The organism is Pseudomonas sp. Pseusp16 (assembly GCF_047324915.1).
Lineage (GTDB): Bacteria > Pseudomonadota > Gammaproteobacteria > Pseudomonadales > Pseudomonadaceae > Aquipseudomonas > Aquipseudomonas fluorescens_CD.
In genome coordinates this window covers 2130919-2154315 of the sequence record NZ_CP168522.1, presented here as the reverse complement: position 1 = coordinate 2154315, position 23397 = coordinate 2130919, and the positions used below count along the sequence as shown (strand labels likewise).

Below are 23397 nucleotides of genomic sequence, written 5' to 3'. Positions count from 1 at the left end.
TCAGGCTTCTCCGCGGAACAGTTTGATGATCGCGGAGAAGTCCAGGCCGCCATTACCCTGCAGGCTGAAGGTCTGGTACAGCTGCTGAGCGGCAGCACCGAGCACCACTGGTTGACGCGCATGTCTGGCTGCTTCGGTGGCCAGGCCGAGGTCCTTGAGCATCAGGTCGGTACCAAAGCCGCCACTGTAACCACGCGAGGCCGGCGCATTCTCCAGCACGCCCGGGAACGGATTGTTGATCTCCGAGCTCCAGCAGCGACCGGTGGAAGTGCCGATGACACCGGCCAGCACCTTGGCATCCATGCCCAGGGCCACACCCAGGGCCATGGCCTCGGCGACGCCGACCATGGAGATGCCGAGCAGCATGTTGTTGGCGATCTTGGCCACCTGACCGTTGCCTGCTGCGCCGCAGTGCACGATGTTCCTGCCCATGGCCGAGAGAATCGGCAGGGCCTGGTCGTACACACTGACCGGGCCGCCGACCATGAAGGTCAGGGTGCCTGCCGTCGCGCCGCCGGTTCCGCCGGATACCGGCGCGTCGAGCATCGGGTTGCCTTGGGCAAGGGCGAATTTGGCCACCTCGCGGGCACTGAGCGGGTCGATGGTCGAACTGTCGATCAACAGCACGCCTTGGCCAATATTGGCCAGCAGGCCGTCCTTGCCCCGATAGACCTGCTTCACGTGCTCGGCGGTTGGCAGCATGGTGATAATCACCCCGACCCCGGCTTTGGCCACGCCGGCAGGCGAGTCAGCGGCGCTGGCGCCGGCCTCGACCAGGGCGGCGACGGCTTGAGGGAAAGGATCGAAGACGGTCAGGCTGTGGCCAGCCTTGAGCAGGTTGCGAGCCATTGGGCCGCCCATGTTGCCCAGGCCGAGAAAACCGATATGCATGATGACTACCTTTAGCGAGTGGGGAGGCGCTACTGCGCATCGACCCGTTATGTCTGGTCTTGCACCGTTCAATTTCTGGCCGGCCGACGCTGGGCGCCGGCCGGCAGAGATCATTTAAGGGTGATGGTGGTGTTCACCGAGCCGCCGGTGTCATCCTCGTCGAACCAGCGCTGGGTGACCGTCTTGGTCTGGGTGTAGAACGTCACCACTTGCTTGCCGTAAGGGCCCAGGTCGCCGAGCTTGGAGGCGCGGGAACCGGAGAAGGAGAACAGCGGAACCGGTACCGGGATCGGCACGTTGATACCCACCTGGCCGACGTCGATTTCTTCCTGGAAGTGACGGGCAGCTGCGCCAGAGCGGGTGAACAGGGCGGTGCCGTTGCCATTCGGGTTGGCGTTGATGATCTCGATCGCCTCGTCCAGGCTGGCTGCGTGCATGACGCACAGTACCGGGCCGAAAATTTCTTCGCGGTACACAGACATTTGTGGAGTGACGCTGGAGAAGATGGTCGGGCCGACGAAGTTGCCGTCCTGGTAGCCAGGCACGCTTGGGTTGCGTCCATCCAGTTCGAGTTTGGCGCCTTCTTCGATGCCGCTGGCGATCAGGCTGTTGACGCGATCCAGCGCCGCGCAGGAGATCACCGGGCCGATGTCGGTGCCAGGCTCGGTGCCGCCATTGATCTTGAGGGTTTTGGTCCGCTCGATCAGGTCCGGCAACCAGGCCTGCGCTTCACCCACCAGGATCACCACCGGCAGGGCCATGCAGCGCTGACCGGCGGCGCCGAACGAGGCGCCCAGCAGGTTGTTCAGCGTCTGCTGTTTGTTGGCATCGGGCAGGACGATGGCGTGGTTCTTCGCGCCCATCATGCACTGTGCGCGTTTGCCATTCTGGGTGGCGCGGTTGTAGACATGGGTGCCGACCTTGGTCGAACCCACGAAGGACACGGCCTTGATGTCCGGATGATCACAAATCAGGTTCACCGCATCGACGCCGCCGTGGATGACATTGAGCACCCCCTTGGGTACACCGGCTTCCAGTGCCAGTTCGACCAGGCGCATGGTCACCAGCGGGTCCTGCTCGGACGGTTTGAGAATGAAGGTGTTGCCAGTGGCGATGGCCATCGGGAACATCCACAGCGGAATCATCGCCGGGAAGTTGAACGGGGTGATGCCGGCGCACACGCCCAGCGGCTGCATCAAGGTGTAGGTGTCGACGCCGTTGGCGACGTTGTTGGCCAACTCGCCCATCTGCAGGTTGCCAATGGAGGTGGCGTGCTCGACCACTTCCAGACCGCGGAACACATCGCCTTCGGCATCGGGCAGGGTTTTACCCTGTTCGGCGGTGAGCAGGGCGGCCAGTTCCTTGATGTTCTCGCGAATCAGTTGCTGGTATTTGAAGAAGATCCGGGAGCGGGCGCCGATCGGTGTCTTGCGCCAGGTCTTGAAGGCTTCCTTGGCGCTGGCGACGGCGGCGTCCATTTCCTCTGCGGTGGCGAAGGGCACGCGAGCGAGGACTTCCTGAGTGGCCGGATTGACCACGTCGCGCCACTGAGTGGTGCGCGATTCGACGAACTCGCCGTTGATCAGGAGCTTGACGCTTGGAACGATGGAAGTGGTCATTTTCGGGTCCTGCCTGGTTTCTTTGGGTCGAGTTAAGCCCCTCGGCCAGATTGGCCGAGCGGTCGGATTTGAATTCGGAAAGGCCGGCGTACCGGCCCCGGTTCAGCCCTTGAGCTGAGGGAAGTCTTCTTCGAAGTACTCTTGTGGGCCGCGCACGTCGCTCTGACGACGCTGCGTTTCCATCTGCCGCAGTTCTACCCGGCGGATCTTGCCGGAGATGGTCTTGGGCAGCTCGGTGACGAACTCGATGCGTCGTACCCGCTTGTAGGGCGCCAGGTGCTCGCGGGCGAAGGCGAGGATGTTGCCGGCCAACTCGGCGCTCCCGGGTTCGTCATGGGCCAGGATCAGAAACGCCTTGGGCACGGCCAGGCGCAGCGGGTCCGGGCTTGGCACCACGGCCACTTCCATCACCGCCGGGTGCTCGATCAGCGCGCTTTCCAGCTCGAAGGGGCTGATACGGTAGTCGGAGGCTTTGAACACGTCGTCGGCGCGACCGACAAAGGTGATGTAGCCATCCGCGTCGATCTGCGCGGTGTCGCCGGTACGGTAGTAGCCGTCGCGCATCACTTCGGCGGTTTTTTCCGGGCTGTCCTCGTAGCACAGCATCAGGCCGAGTGGTCGCACGTCCAGCGGCAGGGCAACTTCACCCTCATTGCCGGGGACGCCATCGGGGTCAAGCATTGTCACTCGGTAGCCTGGCAGCGGACGGCCCATGGAGCCCGCCTTGAGCGGCTGGCCGGGCGTGTTGCCAACCAGAGCGGTGGTTTCCGACTGACCGAACCCGTCGCGCAATGGAAGGCCCCAGGCATGCTGGATCTGCTCGATGATTTCCGGGTTGAGCGGCTCACCGGCTCCCACCAGTTCGCGCAGGCGCAGGCGTTCCTTTATACCAGCCAGATCCTCCTGGATCAGCATGCGCCATACGGTGGGCGGAGCGCACAGACTGGTGACGCCGTAGCGTTCCAGAGCGCCGAGCAGGGCTGGAGCGCTGAAGCGCGCGACATTGTGGATGAAGATGCAGGCGCCGGCGTTCCACGGCGCGAAGAGGCAGCTCCAGGCGTGCTTGGCCCAGCCCGGTGACGAGATGTTCAGATGCAGGTCGCCCGGCTGCAGGCCGATCCAGTACATGGTCGAAAGGTGGCCGACCGGGTAACTCTGGTGACTGTGCAACACCATCTTCGGCTTGGAGGTAGTGCCGGATGTGAAGTACAGCAGCATCGGGTCGGTGGCCAGCGTGCTGCCCTCGACTTCGAACTGTTCGGAGTGCTCGCTGGCGGCGCTGTGCGGCGTCCAGCCCGCGGGGGCCGGGCCGACGCAGATGCGGGTGCAGCCTTCACCCAGGCCGTCGAACTTGTCGACATGGGCGGCGCCGACCACCAAATGACGCACATGGCCACGCTCGATGCGATCACGCAAGTCTTCAGGGGTCAGCAGGGCGGTGGCGGGGATGACCACGGCGCCGAGCTTGAAGGCAGCCAGCATGGTTTCCCACAGGGCGATGTCGTTACCGAGCATCAGCAGGATGCGTTCGCCGCGGCGTACGCCAAGGGCACGCAGGTGATTGGCCACCTGATTGGAGCGCGAGGCCAGTTGCTGGAAGCTGTAGCATTGCTCGCTGCCGTCCTCTTCGACGATCCACAGGGCATTGGCCTGGTTACCCTCGGCCATGGCGTCAAAGTAATCCAGCGCCCAGTTGAATTCGTTCAGTTGCGGCCAGCGGAAGTCACGCACGGCAGTGGCGTAGTCGGTACGGTGGGCCAGCAGGAAGTCACGAGCGGCGAGGAAGGGTTGGCAGTTGTTGTTCATTGGAGTCTCCCGAGACGCGCGCGGGTACCTGAAAGTGGGGAGACGACGGTAAGCAAGGATGGCTTCACGGTGAGTGCCCTGTTTATTTTTATTGGGACTGACCTGGTTCATGACCAGGCGGTTGAATCGAGTATAGGCATGCATAAATCAAATAAGAACGCTCAAAAAATCCCGTGCGTTATGCAAAAAAACACAGGCTTGCGGCATCCCTGATGCGCCGCAAATGCACAAGGCGGGCGCTGCTCGCACCGTCAGGCGATGTGAGCGGCACCCGCCTTGTGCGGGGCTTACCAGAGCGCCAGGGTATAGCTGAGGATCAGGCGGTTCTCGTTGAGATCGTTACCGAAGTGGGCGGTGCGCACCGTAGCGTTGCGCCACTTGAAACCGAGGTTTTTCAGCGGGCCGCTCTGCACGACGTAGCCTATGTCGGTGTCGCGCTCCCATTCGCGACCGCCTGGCTTGCCGACGCCCAGATCGATGCTGTCGCCGGCCAGGTAGCGGGTCATGAAGGTCAGGCCGGGAATGCCCAGCGCCGCGAAGTTGTAGTCGTAGCGCGCCTGCCAGGAACGCTCGTCCTTGTTGGCGAAGTCGTTGATCTGCACGAAGTTGACCAGGTAAGCATCGCTGCCATTGACGTAGGCAAAGCCGGTGTCGCCGCTCATGCGTTGGTAGCCGAGACCGAAGGCGTGGCCGCCGAGGGCATAGGTGAACATGGCGCCGAAGGCGTTGTTGTCGATGTTGCTGCTGCCGTCGTCGGTGGAGCGGGCGTAGCGCAGGTCGCTCTTGAGCGTCTGGCCTGCGCCCAGCGGCAGCACGTGGACCAGACTGAACTGGTGTTGGTGGTAGAAGTTGTCCAGGCCGCCGTAGTTGTAGCCCGTGTTCAGCCGATCGTTCCACTGGTAGGCAAGGCCGGCGAAGTTGAAGGCGTCGCTGCGGGCCTGGCCACTGACAATGCCCTTGGCGCCGGTGGTGGTGATTGCCATTTTCTCGTAGTCCGAGGAGTCGCGCTGGTTGACCCGATCCACGCGCCCCGCATCGAAACTCAGGCCTTTGATCTCTTGAACGTTCAACTGGCCACCGCGAAATGTTTGCGGCAACAGGCGCGAGTCATTGGCCAGCAGTACCGGCAACTTCGGGGCAAGGGTGCCGAGCTTGAGCACGCTGTTGGACGCTTTGAACTTGGCCGTCAGGCCCAGTTCGCCATACTCGTCCTTGGCGCGCTTGGGCGGCTCGTTATCGCGTTTGAGCAGGCCGGAGCCGGCTCGATCGGGACTGGAGTCGAGCTTGATGCCGAGCTGGCCGAGGGCATCGATGCCGACGCCGATCATGCCGTCGGTATAGCCGGATTCGTAGCGCAGCAGGAAGCCCTGGGCCCATTCTTCTTGCTTGGACTGGGCGGCATTGGCCTGGCGGAAGTCGCGGTTGAAGTAGAAGTTGCGCGTTTCCAGTCTGGCCGTGCTGTCTGCCAGGAAGTCGGCGTGAGCCTGTGCGGCGAGGCCGCTGCCGGCCAGGAACAGGGTGAGGGTGGTGGGTTTCATTGGATGCCTTTTGTTATTTTTGTTGTCGACGAGCCGCTCCCGCGCCATTTGGAGTTGGCGAGGGAAGGGCGCTTTTGGGGTGTCCTGCGCCGAGTGGCGCAGGGCGGGCGTAAAAGAGCGCGAAGCAAAGGAGCGGACTCGCGCTCGGGGCGACAGCCCCGGAAAAGCAGGGTCAGTGACTGCTGGCCATGGCAGCTCCAAGGCCGGTCTGGGCACGGACGAACTGGTCGGCATAGGCGGCGCGTTCGCGGTCGGCGCGTTCGCTGCGGTCAAGCCTGGAAGCGACCACTATGACCAGGAAGGCCAGTGGCATGGAGAACAGCGCCGGCTGGTCGTAAGGGAAGAGCGCCTGGGCATGCCCCAGTACACCGACCCACACAGACGGCGAGCCGATCACCAGGGCCAGTGCGCTGACCAGGCCGGTCAGGCCGCCATAGAGAGCGCCGCGGGTGGTCAGGCCACCCCAGTACATGGCCATGATCAGTACCGGGAAATTCGCCGAGGCGGCAATGCCGAACGTCAGGCCGACCAGGAAGGCGATGTTCTGCCCCTCGAACAGAATACCGAGGGCAATCGCAACGATGCCCAGGCAGACGGTGGCGATGCGCGACACGCGCATTTCCTGTTTCTCGTCGGCGCAGCCCTTCTTCAATACCGAAGCGTAAAGGTCATGGGAGATGGCCGAGGCACCGGCCAGGGCCAGGCCAGCCACCACTGCGAGAATGGTGGCGAAAGCCACGGCAGAGAGGAAACCGAGAAACAGGTTACCGCCCACCGCCTTCGCCAGGTGCATGGCCACCATATTGCTGCCGCCAATCATGGTCCCACCGAGCTTGCCATCGACGTAGTACTGAGGATCCGTGCCGACGATGACGATGGCGGTATAGCCCAGGACGCAGACCACCAGGAAGAAGAAACCGATGAACACTGTGGCGAACAGCACGGATTTACGCGCCTCCTTGGCATTGGGCACAGTGAAGAAGCGCATCAGGATGTGCGGCAGGCCGGCAATGCCGAAGACCAGTCCAAGAGATAAGGACACCGCGTTGATCGGGTCGGCCAGCAAGGTGCCCGGGCCCATGATCTGCACGCCGCTGGCATGCACGGCCACAGCCTGGGCGGCCAGCGTCTCGAAGCTGAAGTCGAAGCGACTCAGGGCCATCAGCACCAGGGTAGTGCCGCCCGCCAGGAGCAGGACCGCCTTGGTGATCTGTACCCATGTGGTGGCGAGCATGCCGCCGAAGATCACATAGACCAGCATCAGCAGTCCGACTACCACCACCGCGGTGCGGTAGTCGAGACCGAACAGCAGTTTGATCAGTTGACCGGCACCGACCATCTGCACCACCAGATAGCAGCACACCACGGTCAGCGATCCGAGGGCGGCGAAGCTGCGCACGCGGGTTTGATCGAGGCGGTAGGAGACGATGTCGGCGAAGGTGTAGCGCCCCAGGTTGCGCAAGCGCTCGGCCATCAGGAAGGTGACGATGGGCCAGCCGACGAAGAAGCCGATGATGTAGACGAAGCCGTCGTAGCCCTTGGCGAAGACCAGGCTCGACAGGCCCAGCAGAGTTGCCGCCGACATGTAGTCGCCGGCGATTGCCAGGCCATTCTGGAAGCCGGTGATACCGCCACCGGCGCTGTAGAAATCGGCAGCGGAGCGGGTGCGTCGCGCCGCCCACCAGGTGATCAGCAGGGTGGCGAGGACGAAGACGAAAAACATGCCGATGGCGTGCAGGTTGAGCGGTTGCTTCTGCGCAATGATGGGCTCGGCATGGGCCAGCACAGGGCTGAGGGCGAGAAGGGCGGACAGGCGTTTCATGCGCGGGACTCCTGCAGGATCTGCGAGCTGAGTACGTCGAAGCGGGTGTTGGCGCTGTGCACGTACCAGGCGGTGAGTAGCCAGGACAACAGGATGATCGTCACGCCGATGGGCATGCCGAGGCTGAGGTGGCTGCCGTCGTACAGCGGCAGGTGCAGCCAGGCAGGGGCGAAAGCCACCACCATGATGAAGCTGTAATAGATAGCCAGGACCGCGGCGCTCAGCGTCCAGGCCAGCAGTGCACGCTGGCGCGCGAGCCGGTGGAACTTGGGGTTGGCCCTGACCCGTGCACAGGTCTGGACGTGGTTCGGATGGTCGGTCGTCATGGTGAGGCTCCGCATTTCTAGTTGTTTTTGTTGTTCGGCCTTTTGAGGGGCGTACGGGTACCCGGGCAGCGACCCGATGCGGGACGCCACCTGAATGCTGATGTGCTGGAGTTATTGCCGCCCGGATGACCTTGCGGTGGAGAGAGGGCGGTGCAGGAGGGCGGGGGCGATTCGCTGCGCTGCGAGCAGCGGATCGGGCCAACGGCAGACGAGAACCGTGGCCGCGATTGCGCTGTTGCGCAGCTGCTTGAGTCCGGCGTGCAAGCCGGTGTTTATCCATGCGCTCATGCTGTCAGCCCTCGATATTTATTATTGGGGTGGGGGGCTTTCCTGGCCTGAAAACGATGCTGGCCAAGTTGGGTGAGATGCGAGTATATAAGTGCATATTTCCCATATGTATTGGCGGAAAAGCCCGATGGATATGCAAAAATGCACAACGCAGAACCCACTGAACTGGGACGACTTGCGTTTCTTCCTCGAAGTTGCCCGTGCTCGCACCGCCAGCGGTGCGGCCCGTCGCCTGGGAGTGGACTACACCACCGTGTCGCGGCGTATCCGCGCACTGGAGCAGTGCCTGGGCGCCCTGCTGTTCGAGAAGTCGCGAACGTCCGGTTTTGTCCTGACCGTGGAGGGGCAGCGACTGGTCGGCCACGCCGAATCCCTGGAAAGTACGCTGCTGGTAGCCTGCGAGCAGGTTTTCGGCACCACCGGGGGGCTCGCCGGGCATCTGCGAATCGGCTGTACCGAAGCCTTCGGAACCTGTTTCATCACTGCGCAGATGAGCCACTTCCTTGAGCACTACCCGAATATCTCGGCGGATATTTTGCCGGTCCCGCATTTCATCAACCTGTCACGGCGCGAGGCGGATATCGCCATCACCCTGGAGCGGCCCGAGCGCGGTCCATACGTGTGCTCGCGATTGTGCGACTACCGCCTGCGCCTTTATGCGACGCCGGAGTACCTGGCGAATCATCCGCCGATCGGTTGCCGCGAGGACCTGGACGGCCACCCGTTTGTTACCTACGTCGAGGACCTGGCCTTCAGCTTCAAACTGCTCTACCTGAACGACCTGATGCCCGGAGCCATCAGCCGCCTGCGCAGCACCAGCGTGGTGGCCCATTACCACGCAGCCTTGGAAGGACGGGCGCTGGCCGTCCTGCCCTGCTTCCTCGCCGGCCCCGATCCCCGCCTGTGCGAAGTGCTGCCCGGTGAAGTGGAGATCACGCGACAATTCTGGATGTACTACAGCGAAGATCTGCGCAAGCTGAAACGGATCACCCTGGTGGCCGAGTACCTGCGCGCCTGCGCGGAACTGAATCGTCCGTTACTGATGGGCGAGTCACGCTTGATGAGCTATCTACCGTCACCCTGAGGGCGGTTCATCGGAGCCTGGCGATGAGGCGTGAGTTTCGTTCATTGCGAAAGGCCAGTTGGTCGATGGTCTGGGTTGCGTGTTCGGCTTCTTCGCGAGCCTTGAGGATCACGCCGTGTTGTGGCGACTTGCTGCACACCGGGTCGGCATTGCTGGCGTCACCCGTGAGCATGAACGCCTGGCAGCGGCAGCCGCCGAAGTCTTGTTCTTTCTCGTCACAGGAGCGGCACGGTTCGGGCATCCAGTCGTAACCGCGAAAGCGGTTGAAGCCGAACGAGTCGTACCAGATGTGTTGCATGCTGTGGTCGCGCACGTTGGGAAACTGTACTGGCAGCTGTCGGGCACCGTGACAGGGCAGGGCGGTGCCGTCGGGGGTGACCGTCAGAAAAATACTGCCCCAGCCATTCATGCAGGCTTTCGGGCGCTCTTCGTAATAGTCCGGGGTGACGAAAATCAGCTTGCACGGATGCCCTTCGGCTTCCAGTCTGGCGCGGTATTCATTGGTGATGCGTTCGGCGCGCACCAGTTGTTCTTTGGTCGGCAACAGCCCGACGCGATTGAGCTGTGCCCAGCCGTAGAACTGGCAAGTGGCGAGCTCGACAAAGTCCGCCTCAAGGGCGATGCACAGCTCGATGATACGGTCGATCTGGTCGATGTTGTGCCGATGGGTGACGAAATTCAGCACCATCGGATAACCGTGGGCCTTCACCGCCCGGGCCATTGCCAGTTTCTGCGCAAAGGCTTTTTTCGACCCGGCCAGCAGGTTGTTCACCTGCTCGTCGCTGGCCTGGAAACTGATCTGGATGTGATCGAGGCCGGCCTTCTTGAAGTCGCTGATTTTCTGCTCGGTCAGGCCGATGCCGGAGGTGATCAGGTTGGTGTAGAAACCCAGCTGGCGGGCTTCGGCAATCAGTTCGGCGAGGTCCTGGCGCACCAGCGGTTCGCCACCGGAAAAGCCCAGTTGCGCCGCACCCATTTCCCGCGCTTCGCGGAACACCTTGATCCATTGCTCGGTGCTCAGCTCCTGGCCTTGTTCGGCGAAATCCAGCGGATTGGAGCAGTAGGGGCATTGCAGCGGACAGCGATAGGTCAGCTCGGCCAGCAGCCACAGCGGCAGGCCGACTTCAGGTGTGGGCGGCACCTGCACCGATGCCTCAGGCAAGTTCGATCCAGTGCTGCGCACGGGCCACCTCCATGAATTGCTCGATGTCGTCACCGAGTTCGGGCACGCCGGGGAACTGTTGGTCGAGCTCATTGATGATCGCCGCGACATCCCGTTGCCCGTCAATCAAACCACCGATCAACGCGGCACTTTCGTTGAGCTTGATCATGCCTTCCGGGTACAGCAGCACATGGCCTTTTTGCGCCGGCTCGTACTGGAAGCGGTAGCCGGGGCGCCAGGTCGGGGTCTTGCTGCGATCGAAACTCATAAGGTGATTCCTTTGTGCCAGACCCGTTCCCCGGTCACGCTGTGATACGGCGGGCGTTTCAGTTCGTAGGCCATGCTCATGGCATCGAGCATGCTCCAAAGAATGTCCAGTTTGAACTGGAGAATTTCCAGCATGCGCTCCTGGCCTTCCCGGGTCGTGTAGTGCTGCAGGGTGATCGCCAGACCGTGCTCGACATCCCGCCGTGCCTGGCCCAGGCGCGTACGGAAATATTCGTAGCCGGCCGGATCGATCCACGGGTAATGCTGGGGCCAGCTGTCCAGGCGCGATTGGTGGATTTGCGGGGCGAACAGTTCGGTCAGCGAGCTGCTGGCGGCTTCCTGCCAACGGGCGCGGCGCGCGAAGTTGACGTAGGCGTCCACGGCGAAGCGCACGCCGGGCAGCACCAGCTCCTGGGAGCGTAACTGGTCCGGGTCGAGGCCCACGGCCTGGCCCAGGCGCAGCCAGGCTTCGATGCCGCCGTCCTCACCGGGCGCACCGTCGTGGTCGAGCAGGCGCTGAATCCACTCGCGGCGAATCTCGCGGTCCGGGCAATTGGCCAGAATGGCCGCGTCCTTCAGGGGAATGTTCACCTGATAGTAGAAGCGGTTGGCGACCCAGCCCTGGATCTGCTCACGGCTCGCCCGGCCTTCATACATCGCCACGTGGTAGGGGTGATGGATGTGGTAATAGGCGCCCTTGGCGCGCAGGGCCGCTTCGAATTCGGCGGGGGACAGCGGGGTGTCGGTCATTGCGGTTCTCCGGGGAACATCCGGTGGGTTCTTTGGTGTCTGGGCGGACGCCTTCGCGAGCAAGCCCGCTCCCACAGGGTTTTGTGTACGCCATAGACCCAATGTGGGAGCGGCGGTGCGGCGATCCGACTTGCTCGCGAAGGGGCCATCCGCTACAGCACAATACTCATGCCGTCATACGCCACTTCAACGTTGCGCCGCTCCAGCTCCGCCCGCTGCGGCGAGTCTTCGTCGAGAATCGGGTTGGTGTTGTTGATGTGGATAAGCACCTTGCGCTGTTCGGGCAGTTGTTCAAGCACTTCGAGCATGCCGCCGGGGCCGTTTTGCGCCAGATGGCCCATCTCCCGGCCGGTGCGGGTGCCGACGCCACGCCGCTGCATTTCATCGTCATCCCACAAGGTGCCGTCGACCAACAGGCAATCGCTGCCGGCCATGATCTCCAGCAGCGGCGCATCGACCTTGCCCAGCCCCGGCGCATAGAACAGCTTGCCGCCGGTGCCCCGGTCTTCGACGATCAGGCCGATGTTGTCGCCCGGATGGGGGTCGAAGCGGTGCGGCGAGTACGGCGGCGCGGCGCTGCGCAGAGGCAGCGGGGTGAAACGCAGGTTCGGGCAGGCGGGAATGGTGAAGCTTTGATCGAGCTCGATGCGGTTCCAGTTCAGCCCGCCGTTCCAGTGCGTCAGCATGGTGAACAGCGGAAAACCGCTGCTCAGGTCTTCGTGGACCATGTCGGTGCACCAGACCTGATGCGGGCACCCTTCACGCAGCATGAGCAGGCCGGTGGTGTGGTCGATCTGGCTGTCCATCAGGATGATCGCGCCGATCCCGGTATCGCGCAGGGTCCGGCCCGGCTGCATCGGGGCGAAGCTCTGGAGTTGGGCGCGGATGTCCGGGGAGGTGTTGCACAGCACCCAGTTCACGCCGTCATCGGAAATCGCGATGGACGATTGCGTCCGCGCGCTGGCCCGCAGGCTGCCGTCGCGAAAGCCTGCGCAGTTCACGCAGTTGCAGTTCCACTGGGGGAAGCCGCCGCCGGCGGCGGAACCTAGAATCTGGATAAACATGATTTGTTCCGACAAACAATCGCGTCAGGGCGCGACTGCGCAAAAAAAGTGCCCCGGCGCACCGGGGCCAAATTGATGCGGTGCCATGCCTGTGGAGTGGAGCAGCGCACAGCACCACGCTTGCGGGTCAGCGGCTGGCGAAGTACATGGTGACTTCAAAGCCGATACGCAGGTCGGTGTAGGCAGGTTTGGTCCACATGATCGAGTTCCTCACTATTGTTGGATGGTTCATCTCAAAAAGCTGTTGCGCATCCTTGCTCGACATGACGGCGAGCCCGGTCAGGCTGGCTCGCCGTCATCGCGTTAGCGAAGCGCGGTCATGGCGTGGCTTTGGCCGACTGTTGTGCCTTGAGGTAGTCCGCGTGCTCCCGGCTCATCACGTATTGCTTGATTTTCTCGACATCGGCGGGCTCCAGCGTGTCTTTGAATGAAGGCATGCCCAAAGGCTTCAACACGCCATCAAGGACGATCTGCTGGAACAGGCTGCGCCGCGACTCGTCGGACTTGCGCAGGTCGGGAATCAACCCGCCGCTGACTGCGCCCACGCCGTGGCAGACAGAGCAGTAGGTGCCGAACATCTGCTGGCCCGCGGCGAGGTCTGTGGCGGATGCGTCGACCGGCTTCGGAATGCGGCTGACGACCTGCGCTTTTTCGGGCAATGGCGGCAGTGAGTCTTTGCCGCCGAGTTTGAACACCAGCAGGCGACTGACGTTGCCCATCCCCGGCGCATTAGCGGCATCACCGCCGATCAGGGGCGCGACACCGCCCCAACCCGCCATCACGGCTATGTACTGCTCACCTTCGAAACGATAACTGATGGGGGCCGCGACGATGCCGGTCTGGGCGCCGAAGGACCACAGTTTCTTGCCTTTGTCCGCAGAGTAAGCGATGAGGTTGCCGTCTGCCGTTCCCTGGAAGACCAGATTGCCCGCGGTGCTCAGGGTGCCGCCGTTCCAGTAGTGCGAATAGGGCACGCGCCAGGCTTCTTTTTGCTTCACCGGGTCCCAGGCCAGCAGCGCACCGGATACAGCCTCACGCGGAATTTCAGTGGTGTCGGAGAACCCGGCGCCGGTGTTGAATGCCTTGCGCCTTACGAAGTCCTTGCCTTCGTTGCGGTAGACGCCCGGGATCTCCTGGTAGGGGATGTACACCAGGCCGGTCTGCGGGTTGAACGACATCGAATGCCATCCATGTGCGCCGAAGGGGCTCGGCCACATGACGACAGGTTTGTCGGTGTAACGCGCACCTGGGACCTCTACCGGCTTGCCGGTCGTCATGTCGATTTTTTCGGCCCAGGTCACCTTGCCGAATTTTTCAGCGGAGAGCAGCTTGCCGGTCTCGCGGTCCAGAACATAGAAGAAACCGTTCTTTGGCGCCTGCATGATGACCTTGCGTGGCTTGCCGGCAATGTCCAGCTCCGCCAGGGTCAGCTGTTGGGTGGCGGTGAAGTCCCAGCTGTCCCCTGGGGTGACCTGATAATGCCAGGCCAGTCGGCCGCTGTCGGGGTGGATGGCGAGGATCGATGACAGGTAGAGGTTGTCGCCGCCGCGCGGGCTGCGAATATTGCGGTTCCAGGGGCCGCCGTTGCCGGTGCCGATGTAGAGCAGGTCGAGTTGCGGATCGTAGGCCATGCTGTCCCACACGGTGCCGCCACCGCCAAACTTCCAGTACTGGTCACCGGTCCAGGTCTTGGCTGCCTCGGCCAGCTCCGGGTGCTCGTAGGGTTTGTTTGGGTCGCCCGGCACAGTGTAGAAGCGCCATTCCATTTTTCCGCTTTCGGCGTCGTAGGCAGAAAAGTAGCCGCGTACGCCATATTCGGCGCCGCCGTTGCCAATGATCACCTTGCCTTTGACCACCCGTGGCGCACCGGTAATGGTGTAGGGCAGGCTGTTGTCGGTTGTCTGCTGGCTCCACACCTGCTGACCGGTCTTGGCGTCAAGGGCGATAAGACGGCCGTCGAGGGTGCCGATATAGACTTTGCCGTTCCACAGTGCGACACCGCGGTTGACTGCATCGCAGCAGGCATCGCGGGCTTTGCCGCGATCAATCTGCGGGTCGAAGGACCATAGTTGCTTGCCGGTCTTGACGTCGATGGCGATGGCGCGGCTCCAGGACAGAGACGCATAAAGCACGCCGTCCGAGAATAGCGGCGTTGCTTCCAGGCCCCGGTGGTTATCGAGGTCCAGATGCCAGGCCAGGCCCAATTGATCGGCGTTTTGTTCGGTGATCTGCTTGAGCGGGCTGAAGCGCTGCTCGGCATAGGTACGACCGTGGCTGAGCCACTGGCTGCCGTCGTTCTCGCTGGCGACGATGGCGGCTTGATCGACCGGGGTGGCGCCGACCATCGGGGCCAGCAGAACCAGGGCAAGGCTGGCGATTTTCAGAGGTGCTGACTGCGTCTTGATCATTACGCAAGAGTCCTATTGTGCTTGTTGTAGGTAGATCGTTTTGCGTGCTGTGCGCGCGAACGCGTGAAAGCTAGAACAGTTGCAGGAGGCGTAGATTGATTCGCCTTTCCTCTTTGAAGCCATTGTCCACAGACATGTCCTGGCCGTAATTGACCATCAGCTGGGTGCTCGGCGTGACGAAGTAGGACGTGCCCACGGTGTATTTGCTGGTGCCGGGTTTGTCGTCCATGTCCAGCCCGGCGATTTCGCTTTCGCCGCCCCAGAGTTTCGATACTCCGGCGCGTACATCGAAGCGTTCGGTAAAGTTGTAGCGTAGAAAAGCCTGGCCCTGGTAGAGCGGATCCTGCTTTTGGGTAACGCCTGCGCTGCCGTAGTCATTGTTGTGGCCGAAAAGCGTTACATCGCCCACCAGATCGAGGGTCAGCTTGTCGGTCAGCCCAGTGATGTAGCCGCTCTGCAACGTGAACTTCCAGCGGTTCTCGCCCAAGTTGATCGCGTTGTGTTTGTCGTAGCTGCCGGTGGGCACGAAGAGAAAAGGGGTGATGCCGAAGTAGCGGCGTTTTTCGGGTTCATTCACCAGCCAGACGGTAGCGGCAAGGATCAGGTCGCCGATGCCGCTGTCGCTGCCCAGGTCCTTCAGGTCGTCCCTGGCCCGCAGGTTGCCGAATGGCAGGAGAAACTGTGGATCCACGATGTAATCGCCCAACTGCATGAAATGCACGCCACGCAGGATACCGATATCCGAATCCAGCCCGGCATGGATCGGCACCTTGTGGCCATCGGCATAGAGCGCATTGCGTTCGGCATGTTGGTAATAAAGCAGTCCCAGGTTGGTGTCCTTGGGAAGCGCGGTGTAATCGCCGGCATCGACATCCAGGGCCAGGGCGCCGCAGGAAAAACCGGCCATCAGGCTAAACAGCGAAGCGTGCAACAGATGCGCTTGAAGAAGCTCGCGCGATAACCGGCCCGGGTTGGCGCGAGCCGGCCCTGTGCTCATTTTCATGACATCACCTTTATTGTTTTTGTTTATGATTAACGCCAGGCCGGAGGGGATGTCCGGCTTGGTGATGTCATTGAGCAGGGCCTGTGCCAGTTTTTCTGTTTAGTGAAAAACTTCATATAAATCAATAATATGAATAACATTAAAAGTGATCGATGCAAGCGCGGGGGTTGTCCCGCTGTATCGCTGACTCAAACTGAGACAGTGGCTTGGGGTCAGGTCGACCCAGTTCGAGACACCCGCCCGCGAGATGCCTGCCATGCGCAAAATCAGCCACCCCTCTGAGACGCCTCCTTCGCGCAAACGATTCGTCGATTCCCAAGTTGTCGAACGCTCGTGGCAGCGTTCGCGGAACTACGGAATATGTCATCGCGACAACCTGCTTTTCGAAGCGCCGGTCGTCGCCAGCAGTTCGCAGATCGCCGAAAGCAATCGCCTGTTGTTGAGTTGTGCCACTCCTGAAATGGAACAACTGCACGCGGCCCTGTCGCCCAAGGACTGGGTGCTGGCGTGCCTTGATCTGGAAGGCGTGGTAATCAGCAGCCTGGGCCGACGCAACACAGAGAATCGTGAGTTGAACCAGGTCTTCCGGGTTGGCGCACAGATTTCCGAGCAGAATGTCGGTACTACCGCGCCCAGTTGCGTGCTGACCGAATGCGATTCGGTTTTTTTCGTCGGCGAGGAACACTATCTGGAAGAGGCACGCCAGTTTTCCTGCCTGGCCACGCCGATCTTCGGTCTGAACGGCAGCATCGTCGGTGTCCTGGATGCGAGCAGTAAGCAGGGGGCACCTTCGATCTACACCCTGGAGTCCCTGGTGTTTGCCGCCCGTGCCATAGAAAACCGCATGTTCGCCCAGCTTGGGGAGGTGCTGCTGGTGCATGTGCACCACCGCCTGGACATCCTTGGAACGCCCATGGAGGGGCTGCTGGCTTTCGACCCGGCCGGCAAGCTACGGTGCGCCAACCGCATCGCCGGTCAGTTGTTGAAGCTCGGAGAAATCCAGATCGGCCTGGATTTCTCCGAGCTGTTCGACATGCCCTTCATCCATGCCGCCTGCTACCGCCGTCACGACCTCAGCGCACCGCTGCGTCTGCGCAGCCACCATAACGGCGAGCTGCACGCTTGCATCACCATGACGCCTGGCCAGAAACCGGCGCGGCGCGAGCCTGCTAAGTTCCTGCCGGCCATCGTCGCCGAACAGCCTCCAGCGCCGCAATCCAGGCCCTGTCTGGAGGATCCTGCCTTGCAGGGTGCCCTGACCCGCGCACGCAAGGCCTTCGCCCACGACATCCCGGTGCTGGTCAACGGCGAAACCGGCACCGGCAAGGAGGTCTTCGCCCGACTGTTGCACGAAGGCAGTAACCGTGCTGGCGAGGCCTTCGTCGCGATCAACTGCTCGTCCATCCCGGCCAGCCTCATCGAGGCTGAGCTGTTCGGCCACGTTGAAGGTGCCTTTACCGGTAGCCGCAAGGGAGGCGCCAGCGGGAAGATCGAAGACGCCCACAAGGGCACGCTTTTTCTCGACGAGATCGGCGACATGCCCCTGGAGCTTCAGGGGCGGCTGCTGCGTGTTTTGCAAGAGCGCAGCCTGAGCCGTCTTGGCAGCAGCCAGTTGATCAAGGTCGATTGCGCGCTGATCTGTGCCACCCACCGCGACCTCAAACAACTCACGGACAACCGGGGCTTTCGAGAGGATCTTTACTACCGCATCAACGGCCTGCGTGTGTCCCTGCCAGCCCTGCGCGAACGCAGTGACCTTCAGGCACTGATCGGCCATTTGCTGCGCGCTGAAACCTCCGCACACCAGCCGGTTCAACTGAGCAACCAGGCGCTGCAGGCGCTGTTGGCCTACCGCTGGCCAGGCAATATCCGACAGCTTTACCAAACCCTGCGTCTGGCAGCCGCTCTGGCGGAAAATGAAGGGGAAATTGGCTTGCAGCACTTGCCGGATGAGGTCCTGGAAACCTGTACCGTTCAGACCGAAGTGGATCCTGACACACCGCATTCTCAGGAGCGGACGACCTTGCATGCCACCGAACTGCGTGCCATCAAGGCGGCGGTGGAAGCCAACGGCGGAAATCTCTCGGCGGCAGCGCGCAGCCTGGGTATCGGCCGGGCGACGCTGTACCGCAAGCTCAAAGGCATGGAGGAAGGTTGATGCTGTGAGCAAGGCTGCGCTCCAGCGGGGCGACAGCCTTGTTCACGCAGACGCTTTATTCGGCGGTGGTCGGGTCGATGATTTCAACCACTTCGGACACGCGGTTGGCCGGGAAGCCGCCCTGCGCGGCGTGCTCGCGAACCTGTTGCTCGTTCGGCGCGATGTACAGGCAGTAGATCTTGTCCTGCGTCACATAACTGTGCAGCCATTGAATCTGTGTCCCCAGGGTGCCAAGCACGGCACACGATTTTTGTGAGATCGCCTGGAGCTCTTGCGCCGAAAGTTTTCCGGCTCCAGGGATATCTCGTTCGATGACATATTTCGGCATGGTGGTTTCCTCGAAAGCAGTGAAGGGCGAGCCGCCCGGAATAAAAAACAGGCAGAGGCCGCGTGAGACGGCCCCGACCTGAAAGGGGGAATCAAAGTTTGATCATGACGGTTTTCAGTTCGGTGTAATGCTCGATGGCCGCCGCACCCATTTCGCGGCCGACACCGGAAAGCTTGTGGCCGCCAAAGGGCAGTACCGGGTCGAGGGCGCTGTGGCAGTTGACCCACACCGAGCCCGACTTGATGCGCGGGATCATGCGATGTACCGCCCCCAAGTCGTTAGACCAGATGCTCGCCCCCAGGCCGTAGGGGTTGTCGTTGGCCAACCGCACGACTTCGTCGATATCGTCGAAGGGCATTGCCACCAGCACCGGGCCGAAGATTTCCTCCTGGACCAGGCGATGTGTCTGGTCGACGTCGACGATCACCGTGGGTTTGACGAAGTAACCGGGGCCAGATTTCTCGCCACCGCAGGCGATGGTGGCGCCCGACTCGCGGCCCATCTCGATGTAGTGGTGCACCCGGTCCTGCTGTTTGGCGGAGATGAGCGGCCCCATGTCCACGCTCGGATCGAGGCCGTTGCCGAGCTTCATGCCATTGGCGACATCGACGATGTCACCCACCACCCGGTCGAAGTGCTTGCGCTGCACATACAGGCGCGAACCTGCGCAGCATACCTGGCCCTGATTGAAGAAGATGGCGTTGGCAGCGCCGGCGGCGGCCTGCTGCAGGTCGGCATCGGCGAGGACGATGGTGGGGGACTTGCCGCCCAGTTCCAGGGTAACGCGGGTCATGTTGTCCATGGCCGTCTTGCCGATCTGCTTGCCCACTTCGGTGGAGCCGGTGAACGTGAGCTTGTCCACGCCGGGGTGGCGGGTAAGGGCAGCACCGGCATTGAGCCCGGTTCCCGTGACCACGTTGAACACGCCGGCGGGATAACCAGCCTCCAGTACCAGTTCGGCCAGCTTGAGCGCACTGACCGGTGTCTCGTCGGCCGGCTTGAGTACCAGGCTGCAACCGGTGGCCAAGGCCGGGCCAAGTTTCCAGCACGCCAGCATGAAGGGAAAGTTCCAGGCAACGATGGCGCCGACCACACCTACTGCCTCACGACGGATGAAGGCGTGGAAGTCAGAATCGGGCATCAGCGGCAGAGACGGATCCACAGTACTGCCCGAGATTTTGGTCGCCCAGCCAGCCATGTAGCGCAGGAAGTCGATGGACAATTGCACGTCCACCGGGCGGGCCATCTGCACGCTCTTGCCGTTGTTCAGGCATTCGAGTTCGGCGATTACCTGGGCATCGCGTTCGATGAGTTCGGCCAGACGCCACAGCAGGTTTTGCCGCTCACGCGGGCGCATGCGACTCCAGGGGGAGTCGTCGAAGGCACGGCGCGCGGCTTGTACGGCGTGGTCCACATCGACATGGTCAGCGGATGGCACTTCCAGCAAGAGGTTGGCAGTAGCCGGATTGCGCACGGCCATGGTCGCGCCGCTGGAAGCAAACATCCATTCGGCGCCGATCAACATGCGCGGTTGCCTGGCAAGGAATTCGACGGTCTTGGGATGCAGCAGAAGATGGTCCATGGGTGAAGCCTCGTTGTTGTGGGTCTTGTTCGTGACCCTGGTGCAACGGGTGTGCCAGCCATGGGGAAGTGTCGTGGGAACCGGGCTCGGCTCTTGTCGGCAGACACCCAGGCAGTTACGGACGTGAAGGGGTTGTATCGAACCCGTACAACTGTCTCAGAAAGGGGCAGTCGCAAGGGATGCAGATACGATCATGTCTATGCATGATGATGGCGGTACAACTGTAAGAGCAGGCGTGTATTGGGGCCAACCACATCCATGCCCCTATCGTCATATGGAAAAGCCATGATGCGTTTTTTCAAATTGAACAGATAGAAATCACATCCGGGCTTAGGCTGTATCACGGCGAAGTCTTTAGCCAATGCACACCAAAGAATTGCTTGAAGCGGGATCACAGGCGCTTCAAATGCCACGTTGATCCAATGCTCCGGCTCATTTTCGCAGTACCACTCACCTGGATCTATTTCCTCGCTCCAGACTGACCGTTCAGTGGGTATGTCAATGCCAGCAGATCGAAGAGCGTGAATCGCGGCACGATGAGCAAATGGATTGCTTGCGGAGTGAATGCGTAGGCAAGCAACAAGTGTCGTTTCACCAACAAAGATATCGCTGCAAATCTTCGTTGATTTTCGCAGTGCCGAAAGGAACTGCTCTATCACCCAGCCGGTTTCGGAAAGTTCAAAGCGCAGCCCTCCTGGATACGAATAGAAAAGAGGTCTCTGCTTCATCTGCAACACTCCTTCTGCTCACACAGAATTTAGTTGTGTCGCATCGACCGGTTGAATCCACAACCGATTGCAGTCACTCCGGCGCCATCAACAGCGCGAGCGTCATCTTGATGAACTCTTCATTGCGGTCAATTGCTTCCAGAGCGCAGCGCACGTTTTCGGCGACCTCAGCTGACTCGCGTTGCTCGACCCAGTTGGAGAGATCAAGAGTTGCAGCCTCAAGGGCAAGCTGGTTTTCGTTGATTTTGAAAAGCAGGGAAGGGAGTAGGTCAGAATTTGGCATAACAGTTCCTCGGGTATGAGGTCAGCATAGCTCCAGACAGTAAAAGCAAAGCCCCGTAGGTTCGCGGCCACGGGGCTTCTATTTTCGCCTACATCCCTTAATGTCGAGCGAACGTGGCGGCGAGACTACCAGCGATTTTTTGATGGTTCACTACTGCGAAAGATGGATTGTGTTCAGTCGGCAGGACGCCGGAGGAAGGTAAATTTCGGTTGTCCTGGATTGGACGGACTTTCGAGGCAAGGAGGCCTGGCGGTTGAAAGAACTGAGTGCAACACCGCTATTGAGCTGATTTGAACATGCATCTGCATAGCATTTGACCAATCACGTATCAGGATTAAAGTCTATTGTCTGTGAGTAGCGACACAATAAAGGTCAGCTCCGTCAGTTTTTGATCCGTAGCGACTGTGATCACTCAGGCTCCTCAACGGCAAGTGCAGAAACGGAGTATTTCTCATGATCAAATACCTTCGAATGATGGCAATGATTTCAATCCTCGCAATCACTGCGGGCTGCCAAATGGATCAATCAACTTCCGCCTCTGGTACAAAGGCTGTGGACGCTGCGATGGACCAGGAAGCGAAAGCGGCGTTACAGAGTTTGTACACCAATACACCGAAATCCCGCGCCCTGGCGCAGCGAGCCAAGGGTATCCTCGTTTTCCCGGATGTGGTGAAAGCGGGGTTCATCGCCGGCGCTCACCATGGTGAAGGCGAATTGATCGAGAACGGCAAAGTCACGGGGTACTACTCGACTACAGCAGCCTCATACGGCCTTCAGGCAGGCGTGCAGAGGTTTGGGTACGTGATGTTCTTCATGAGTGATTCTGCGCTGCAGGATCTGAAAACTGGCAGTGGGTTTGAGGTCGGCGTGGGTCCAAGCATCGTGGTCGAAGATGCAGGCATGGCCAAGTCGCTGACTACTTCAACGATTCAGTCTGATATCTATGCGTTCATCTTTGATCAAAAGGGCTTAATGGCTGGGGTGGGATTGCAGGGTTCAAAGATTAGCAAGCTCAGTCGCTGAGACCGTCGGCTATGCACCGAGCTGATTTTTTGGGATGGTGTTGGTTCGGCAGAACGCCGGGGATGGCTGGGCCAATTCTTGGGCCAATCTTTCGGGGCGGGTCGGGGTAGTTCGGGGAATTGCGAGAGGCAGGAAACGACCCAATATAGATAGTCCGTCAGTAGTCTTGGAGGTTCTTTTCTTTGACCAGTTCATCGGCCCACCCCGGCTGCCGCTCGAATTCCTCGAACAGCTCGAAAATGGTCGACTTGACCTTCTGCACGGCATTGCTCTCTACAACCGTGTCATGCCAGCACAGCGAAAGATCCCGCTTGAACAGTCGATGATCGATCCTGGCCAGCTTGAGCCTGTGTTGCACAAGCTCAACATGGGCCGCGGCCCACGGCAGGATCGTGACACCGAGCTGCGCCTTGACGGCTGAGAACAACAGGTCGGTGGAGTTGGCTTCGAATTCAACCTCGCATTTCAGGCCGGCTTCCTGCAGTGCAAATTCGACCCGACTGCGAATGGAGTTCGGAGCACAAGGCAGCACCAGCGGCATCTTCGCCAATGCCTCAATCGACACCGGTTCATCCGATAATGGAAATTCCGGCCACGCCACCAAGTACAACGTTTCGGTTAACAGCCGCCGGAAAGCCATGCCCCGGGTTTCGACCGCATCGACATTCACCGCCAGAGCCACTCGCCCTACCGTGATCAGACGTCCGAGTTCGGCGCTCGGAGAATCGATCAATTCCAGCTTGATACCCGGATAACGGCTGCGAATTGTGCGCGCGAGCGGAATTGCCAGCATGCGCGCCGTACTCGACGGCATGCCGACCGAGACTTTGCCTCGCGGGAATTCGGCGTCCTGGCGCAGCAGTTCGTGGGTGCCGTCGGCCTGACGCAGAAGTTCGATGGCGTGCCGATAAAGCGTTTGCCCAGCCGCCGTGGGAACAACGCCATGCACGCTGCGCTCGAGCAGTTGCATGCCCATGTCCTGTTCCAGGTTGCGCATCTGCTGGCTGATGGCTGGCTGCGCGATATGCAGCGCTTCACTGGCACGGGTGATGTTGCCGCACTCGACCACTTTGATGAAATACCGCAATTGGCGCAGGTCCATGTGTACCCTCCCAAGCCATATGATTTTCCGATGAACTGAGAGGAATATCATATTTGAAGGATATGAGATACGGCGCCTAGACTCGCCTCACAACACGAAGCGCCAACGGCCGTCAAAGGCGAGCAGCGCTTCAAAGGCCTTGGCGCAATGGCCCGTATTCAACCC

At 61.0% G+C, this 23397-nt stretch carries 21 protein-coding genes; 3 read left to right on the top strand and 18 right to left on the bottom strand.

Annotated features, from left to right (window positions below; genetic code table 11):
* From mmsB to ACEN8Q_RS09555, 6 genes are all read right to left on the bottom strand, one after another.
* Positions 1–891 carry a 3-hydroxyisobutyrate dehydrogenase gene (gene mmsB, locus ACEN8Q_RS09580; RefSeq protein WP_413428206.1) on the bottom strand — a complete coding sequence of 297 codons (891 nt, stop codon included), beginning with the start codon at positions 889–891 and terminating at the stop codon, positions 1–3.
* Positions 892–1001: 110 nt separating this feature from the next.
* Complete coding sequence (locus ACEN8Q_RS09575; RefSeq protein ID WP_413705055.1) at positions 1002–2510, bottom strand: CoA-acylating methylmalonate-semialdehyde dehydrogenase; 1509 nt, start codon at positions 2508–2510, stop codon at positions 1002–1004.
* Between the two features lie 102 nt (positions 2511–2612).
* Entirely contained in the window at positions 2613–4316 is a 1704-nt protein-coding gene (locus ACEN8Q_RS09570) for an AMP-binding protein (RefSeq protein WP_413705054.1), read from the bottom strand.
* Positions 4317–4603: 287 nt separating this feature from the next.
* Positions 4604–5854: an OprD family porin gene (locus tag ACEN8Q_RS09565; RefSeq protein ID WP_413428209.1), complete on the bottom strand. Its 1251-nt coding sequence runs from the start codon at positions 5852–5854 to the stop codon at positions 4604–4606.
* A 172-nt stretch (positions 5855–6026) separates the two neighbouring features.
* Positions 6027–7676, bottom strand: coding sequence for a cation acetate symporter (locus tag ACEN8Q_RS09560; RefSeq protein WP_413428210.1), 1650 nt, complete (start codon positions 7674–7676; stop codon positions 6027–6029).
* Positions 7673–8002 (bottom strand): DUF485 domain-containing protein, encoded by a 330-nt coding sequence (locus ACEN8Q_RS09555; protein ID WP_413428211.1) that lies wholly within the window; start codon positions 8000–8002, stop codon positions 7673–7675. Before ACEN8Q_RS09555 ends, ACEN8Q_RS09560 begins: the two co-directional genes overlap by 4 nt.
* Positions 8003–8423: 421 nt before the next feature.
* Between ACEN8Q_RS09555 and ACEN8Q_RS09550 the strand changes: the two genes are divergently transcribed.
* Positions 8424–9374 (top strand): LysR family transcriptional regulator, encoded by a 951-nt coding sequence (locus ACEN8Q_RS09550; protein ID WP_413428212.1) that lies wholly within the window; start codon positions 8424–8426, stop codon positions 9372–9374.
* A gap of 7 nt (positions 9375–9381) precedes the next feature.
* Here the strand turns inward: ACEN8Q_RS09550 and pqqE are convergent, their stop codons facing one another.
* The 7 genes from pqqE to ACEN8Q_RS09515 all read right to left on the bottom strand — a co-directional run bounded on the left by pqqE (position 9382) and on the right by ACEN8Q_RS09515 (position 16028).
* Positions 9382–10557 (bottom strand): pyrroloquinoline quinone biosynthesis protein PqqE, encoded by a 1176-nt coding sequence (gene pqqE, locus ACEN8Q_RS09545; protein WP_413705053.1) that lies wholly within the window; start codon positions 10555–10557, stop codon positions 9382–9384.
* Positions 10529–10804, bottom strand: a complete 276-nt coding sequence (pqqD, locus tag ACEN8Q_RS09540) for a pyrroloquinoline quinone biosynthesis peptide chaperone PqqD (RefSeq protein ID WP_008017387.1) — start codon at positions 10802–10804, stop codon at positions 10529–10531. Before pqqD ends, pqqE begins: the two co-directional genes overlap by 29 nt.
* Positions 10801–11553, bottom strand: a complete 753-nt coding sequence (gene pqqC, locus ACEN8Q_RS09535) for a pyrroloquinoline-quinone synthase PqqC (protein WP_057398272.1) — start codon at positions 11551–11553, stop codon at positions 10801–10803. Before pqqC ends, pqqD begins: the two co-directional genes overlap by 4 nt.
* Before the next feature lie 152 nt (positions 11554–11705).
* Positions 11706–12617, bottom strand: a complete 912-nt coding sequence (gene pqqB, locus ACEN8Q_RS09530; protein WP_413705052.1) for a pyrroloquinoline quinone biosynthesis protein PqqB — start codon at positions 12615–12617, stop codon at positions 11706–11708.
* A gap of 127 nt (positions 12618–12744) precedes the next feature.
* Positions 12745–12816 carry a pyrroloquinoline quinone precursor peptide PqqA gene (gene pqqA, locus ACEN8Q_RS09525; RefSeq protein WP_008365141.1) on the bottom strand — a complete coding sequence of 24 codons (72 nt, stop codon included), beginning with the start codon at positions 12814–12816 and terminating at the stop codon, positions 12745–12747.
* Positions 12817–12934: 118 nt separating this feature from the next.
* Positions 12935–15022 (bottom strand): PQQ-dependent dehydrogenase, methanol/ethanol family, encoded by a 2088-nt coding sequence (locus tag ACEN8Q_RS09520; protein ID WP_413428557.1) that lies wholly within the window; start codon positions 15020–15022, stop codon positions 12935–12937.
* Positions 15023–15095: 73 nt separating this feature from the next.
* Positions 15096–16028: a transporter gene (locus ACEN8Q_RS09515; protein ID WP_413705051.1), complete on the bottom strand. Its 933-nt coding sequence runs from the start codon at positions 16026–16028 to the stop codon at positions 15096–15098.
* A 256-nt stretch (positions 16029–16284) separates the two neighbouring features.
* Between ACEN8Q_RS09515 and ACEN8Q_RS09510 the strand changes: the two genes are divergently transcribed.
* Positions 16285–18186 (top strand): sigma-54-dependent Fis family transcriptional regulator, encoded by a 1902-nt coding sequence (locus ACEN8Q_RS09510; RefSeq protein ID WP_413705050.1) that lies wholly within the window; start codon positions 16285–16287, stop codon positions 18184–18186.
* Positions 18187–18241: 55 nt separating this feature from the next.
* On the opposite strand, the gene ACEN8Q_RS09505 is transcribed toward ACEN8Q_RS09510, so the two are convergent.
* The 4 genes from ACEN8Q_RS09505 to ACEN8Q_RS09490 form a co-directional block, all read right to left on the bottom strand.
* On the bottom strand, positions 18242–18514 hold the full coding sequence (locus tag ACEN8Q_RS09505; RefSeq protein WP_413428552.1) for a DUF4242 domain-containing protein: 273 nt from the start codon (positions 18512–18514) through the stop codon (positions 18242–18244).
* Between the two features lie 91 nt (positions 18515–18605).
* The gene (locus ACEN8Q_RS09500) at positions 18606–20096 is read right to left on the bottom strand and encodes an aldehyde dehydrogenase family protein (RefSeq protein ID WP_413705049.1); all 1491 of its coding nucleotides are present in this window, start codon (positions 20094–20096) and stop codon (positions 18606–18608) included.
* A 197-nt stretch (positions 20097–20293) separates the two neighbouring features.
* Entirely contained in the window at positions 20294–20824 is a 531-nt protein-coding gene (locus ACEN8Q_RS09495; RefSeq protein ID WP_413428550.1) for a DUF3885 domain-containing protein, read from the bottom strand.
* A 73-nt stretch (positions 20825–20897) separates the two neighbouring features.
* The gene (locus tag ACEN8Q_RS09490) at positions 20898–21107 is read right to left on the bottom strand and encodes a hypothetical protein (protein ID WP_413428549.1); all 210 of its coding nucleotides are present in this window, start codon (positions 21105–21107) and stop codon (positions 20898–20900) included.
* Between the two features lie 453 nt (positions 21108–21560).
* Here ACEN8Q_RS09490 and ACEN8Q_RS09485 point away from each other — a divergent pair, with 453 nt between their 5' ends.
* Positions 21561–22130: a YSC84-related protein gene (locus ACEN8Q_RS09485; protein ID WP_413428548.1), complete on the top strand. Its 570-nt coding sequence runs from the start codon at positions 21561–21563 to the stop codon at positions 22128–22130.
* A gap of 157 nt (positions 22131–22287) precedes the next feature.
* On the opposite strand, the gene ACEN8Q_RS09480 is transcribed toward ACEN8Q_RS09485, so the two are convergent.
* A complete protein-coding gene (locus tag ACEN8Q_RS09480) occupies positions 22288–23232 on the bottom strand; it encodes a LysR substrate-binding domain-containing protein (protein ID WP_413705048.1) in 945 nt (314 codons plus the stop codon).
* Positions 23233–23397: the final 165 nt, after the last annotated feature.

Coding starts and splice junctions, on each gene's coding strand:
- mmsB (WP_413428206.1), bottom strand. CDS start 891: ATGCATATCGGTTTTCTCGGCCTGGGCAACATGGGCGGCCCAATGGCT.
- ACEN8Q_RS09575 (WP_413705055.1), bottom strand. CDS start 2,510: ATGACCACTTCCATCGTTCCAAGCGTCAAGCTCCTGATCAACGGCGAG.
- ACEN8Q_RS09570 (WP_413705054.1), bottom strand. CDS start 4,316: ATGAACAACAACTGCCAACCCTTCCTCGCCGCTCGTGACTTCCTGCTG.
- ACEN8Q_RS09565 (WP_413428209.1), bottom strand. CDS start 5,854: ATGAAACCCACCACCCTCACCCTGTTCCTGGCCGGCAGCGGCCTCGCC.
- ACEN8Q_RS09560 (WP_413428210.1), bottom strand. CDS start 7,676: ATGAAACGCCTGTCCGCCCTTCTCGCCCTCAGCCCTGTGCTGGCCCAT.
- ACEN8Q_RS09555 (WP_413428211.1), bottom strand. CDS start 8,002: ATGACGACCGACCATCCGAACCACGTCCAGACCTGTGCACGGGTCAGG.
- ACEN8Q_RS09550 (WP_413428212.1), top strand. CDS start 8,424: ATGCAAAAATGCACAACGCAGAACCCACTGAACTGGGACGACTTGCGT.
- pqqD (WP_008017387.1), bottom strand. CDS start 10,804: ATGAGTTTCGATCGCAGCAAGACCCCGACCTGGCGCCCCGGCTACCGC.
- pqqC (WP_057398272.1), bottom strand. CDS start 11,553: ATGACCGACACCCCGCTGTCCCCCGCCGAATTCGAAGCGGCCCTGCGC.
- pqqB (WP_413705052.1), bottom strand. CDS start 12,617: ATGTTTATCCAGATTCTAGGTTCCGCCGCCGGCGGCGGCTTCCCCCAG.
- ACEN8Q_RS09515 (WP_413705051.1), bottom strand. CDS start 16,028: ATGAAAATGAGCACAGGGCCGGCTCGCGCCAACCCGGGCCGGTTATCG.
- ACEN8Q_RS09510 (WP_413705050.1), top strand. CDS start 16,285: ATGCGCAAAATCAGCCACCCCTCTGAGACGCCTCCTTCGCGCAAACGA.
- ACEN8Q_RS09505 (WP_413428552.1), bottom strand. CDS start 18,514: ATGCCGAAATATGTCATCGAACGAGATATCCCTGGAGCCGGAAAACTT.
- ACEN8Q_RS09500 (WP_413705049.1), bottom strand. CDS start 20,096: ATGGACCATCTTCTGCTGCATCCCAAGACCGTCGAATTCCTTGCCAGG.
- ACEN8Q_RS09495 (WP_413428550.1), bottom strand. CDS start 20,824: ATGAAGCAGAGACCTCTTTTCTATTCGTATCCAGGAGGGCTGCGCTTT.
- ACEN8Q_RS09490 (WP_413428549.1), bottom strand. CDS start 21,107: ATGCCAAATTCTGACCTACTCCCTTCCCTGCTTTTCAAAATCAACGAA.
- ACEN8Q_RS09485 (WP_413428548.1), top strand. CDS start 21,561: ATGATCAAATACCTTCGAATGATGGCAATGATTTCAATCCTCGCAATC.
- ACEN8Q_RS09480 (WP_413705048.1), bottom strand. CDS start 23,232: ATGGACCTGCGCCAATTGCGGTATTTCATCAAAGTGGTCGAGTGCGGC.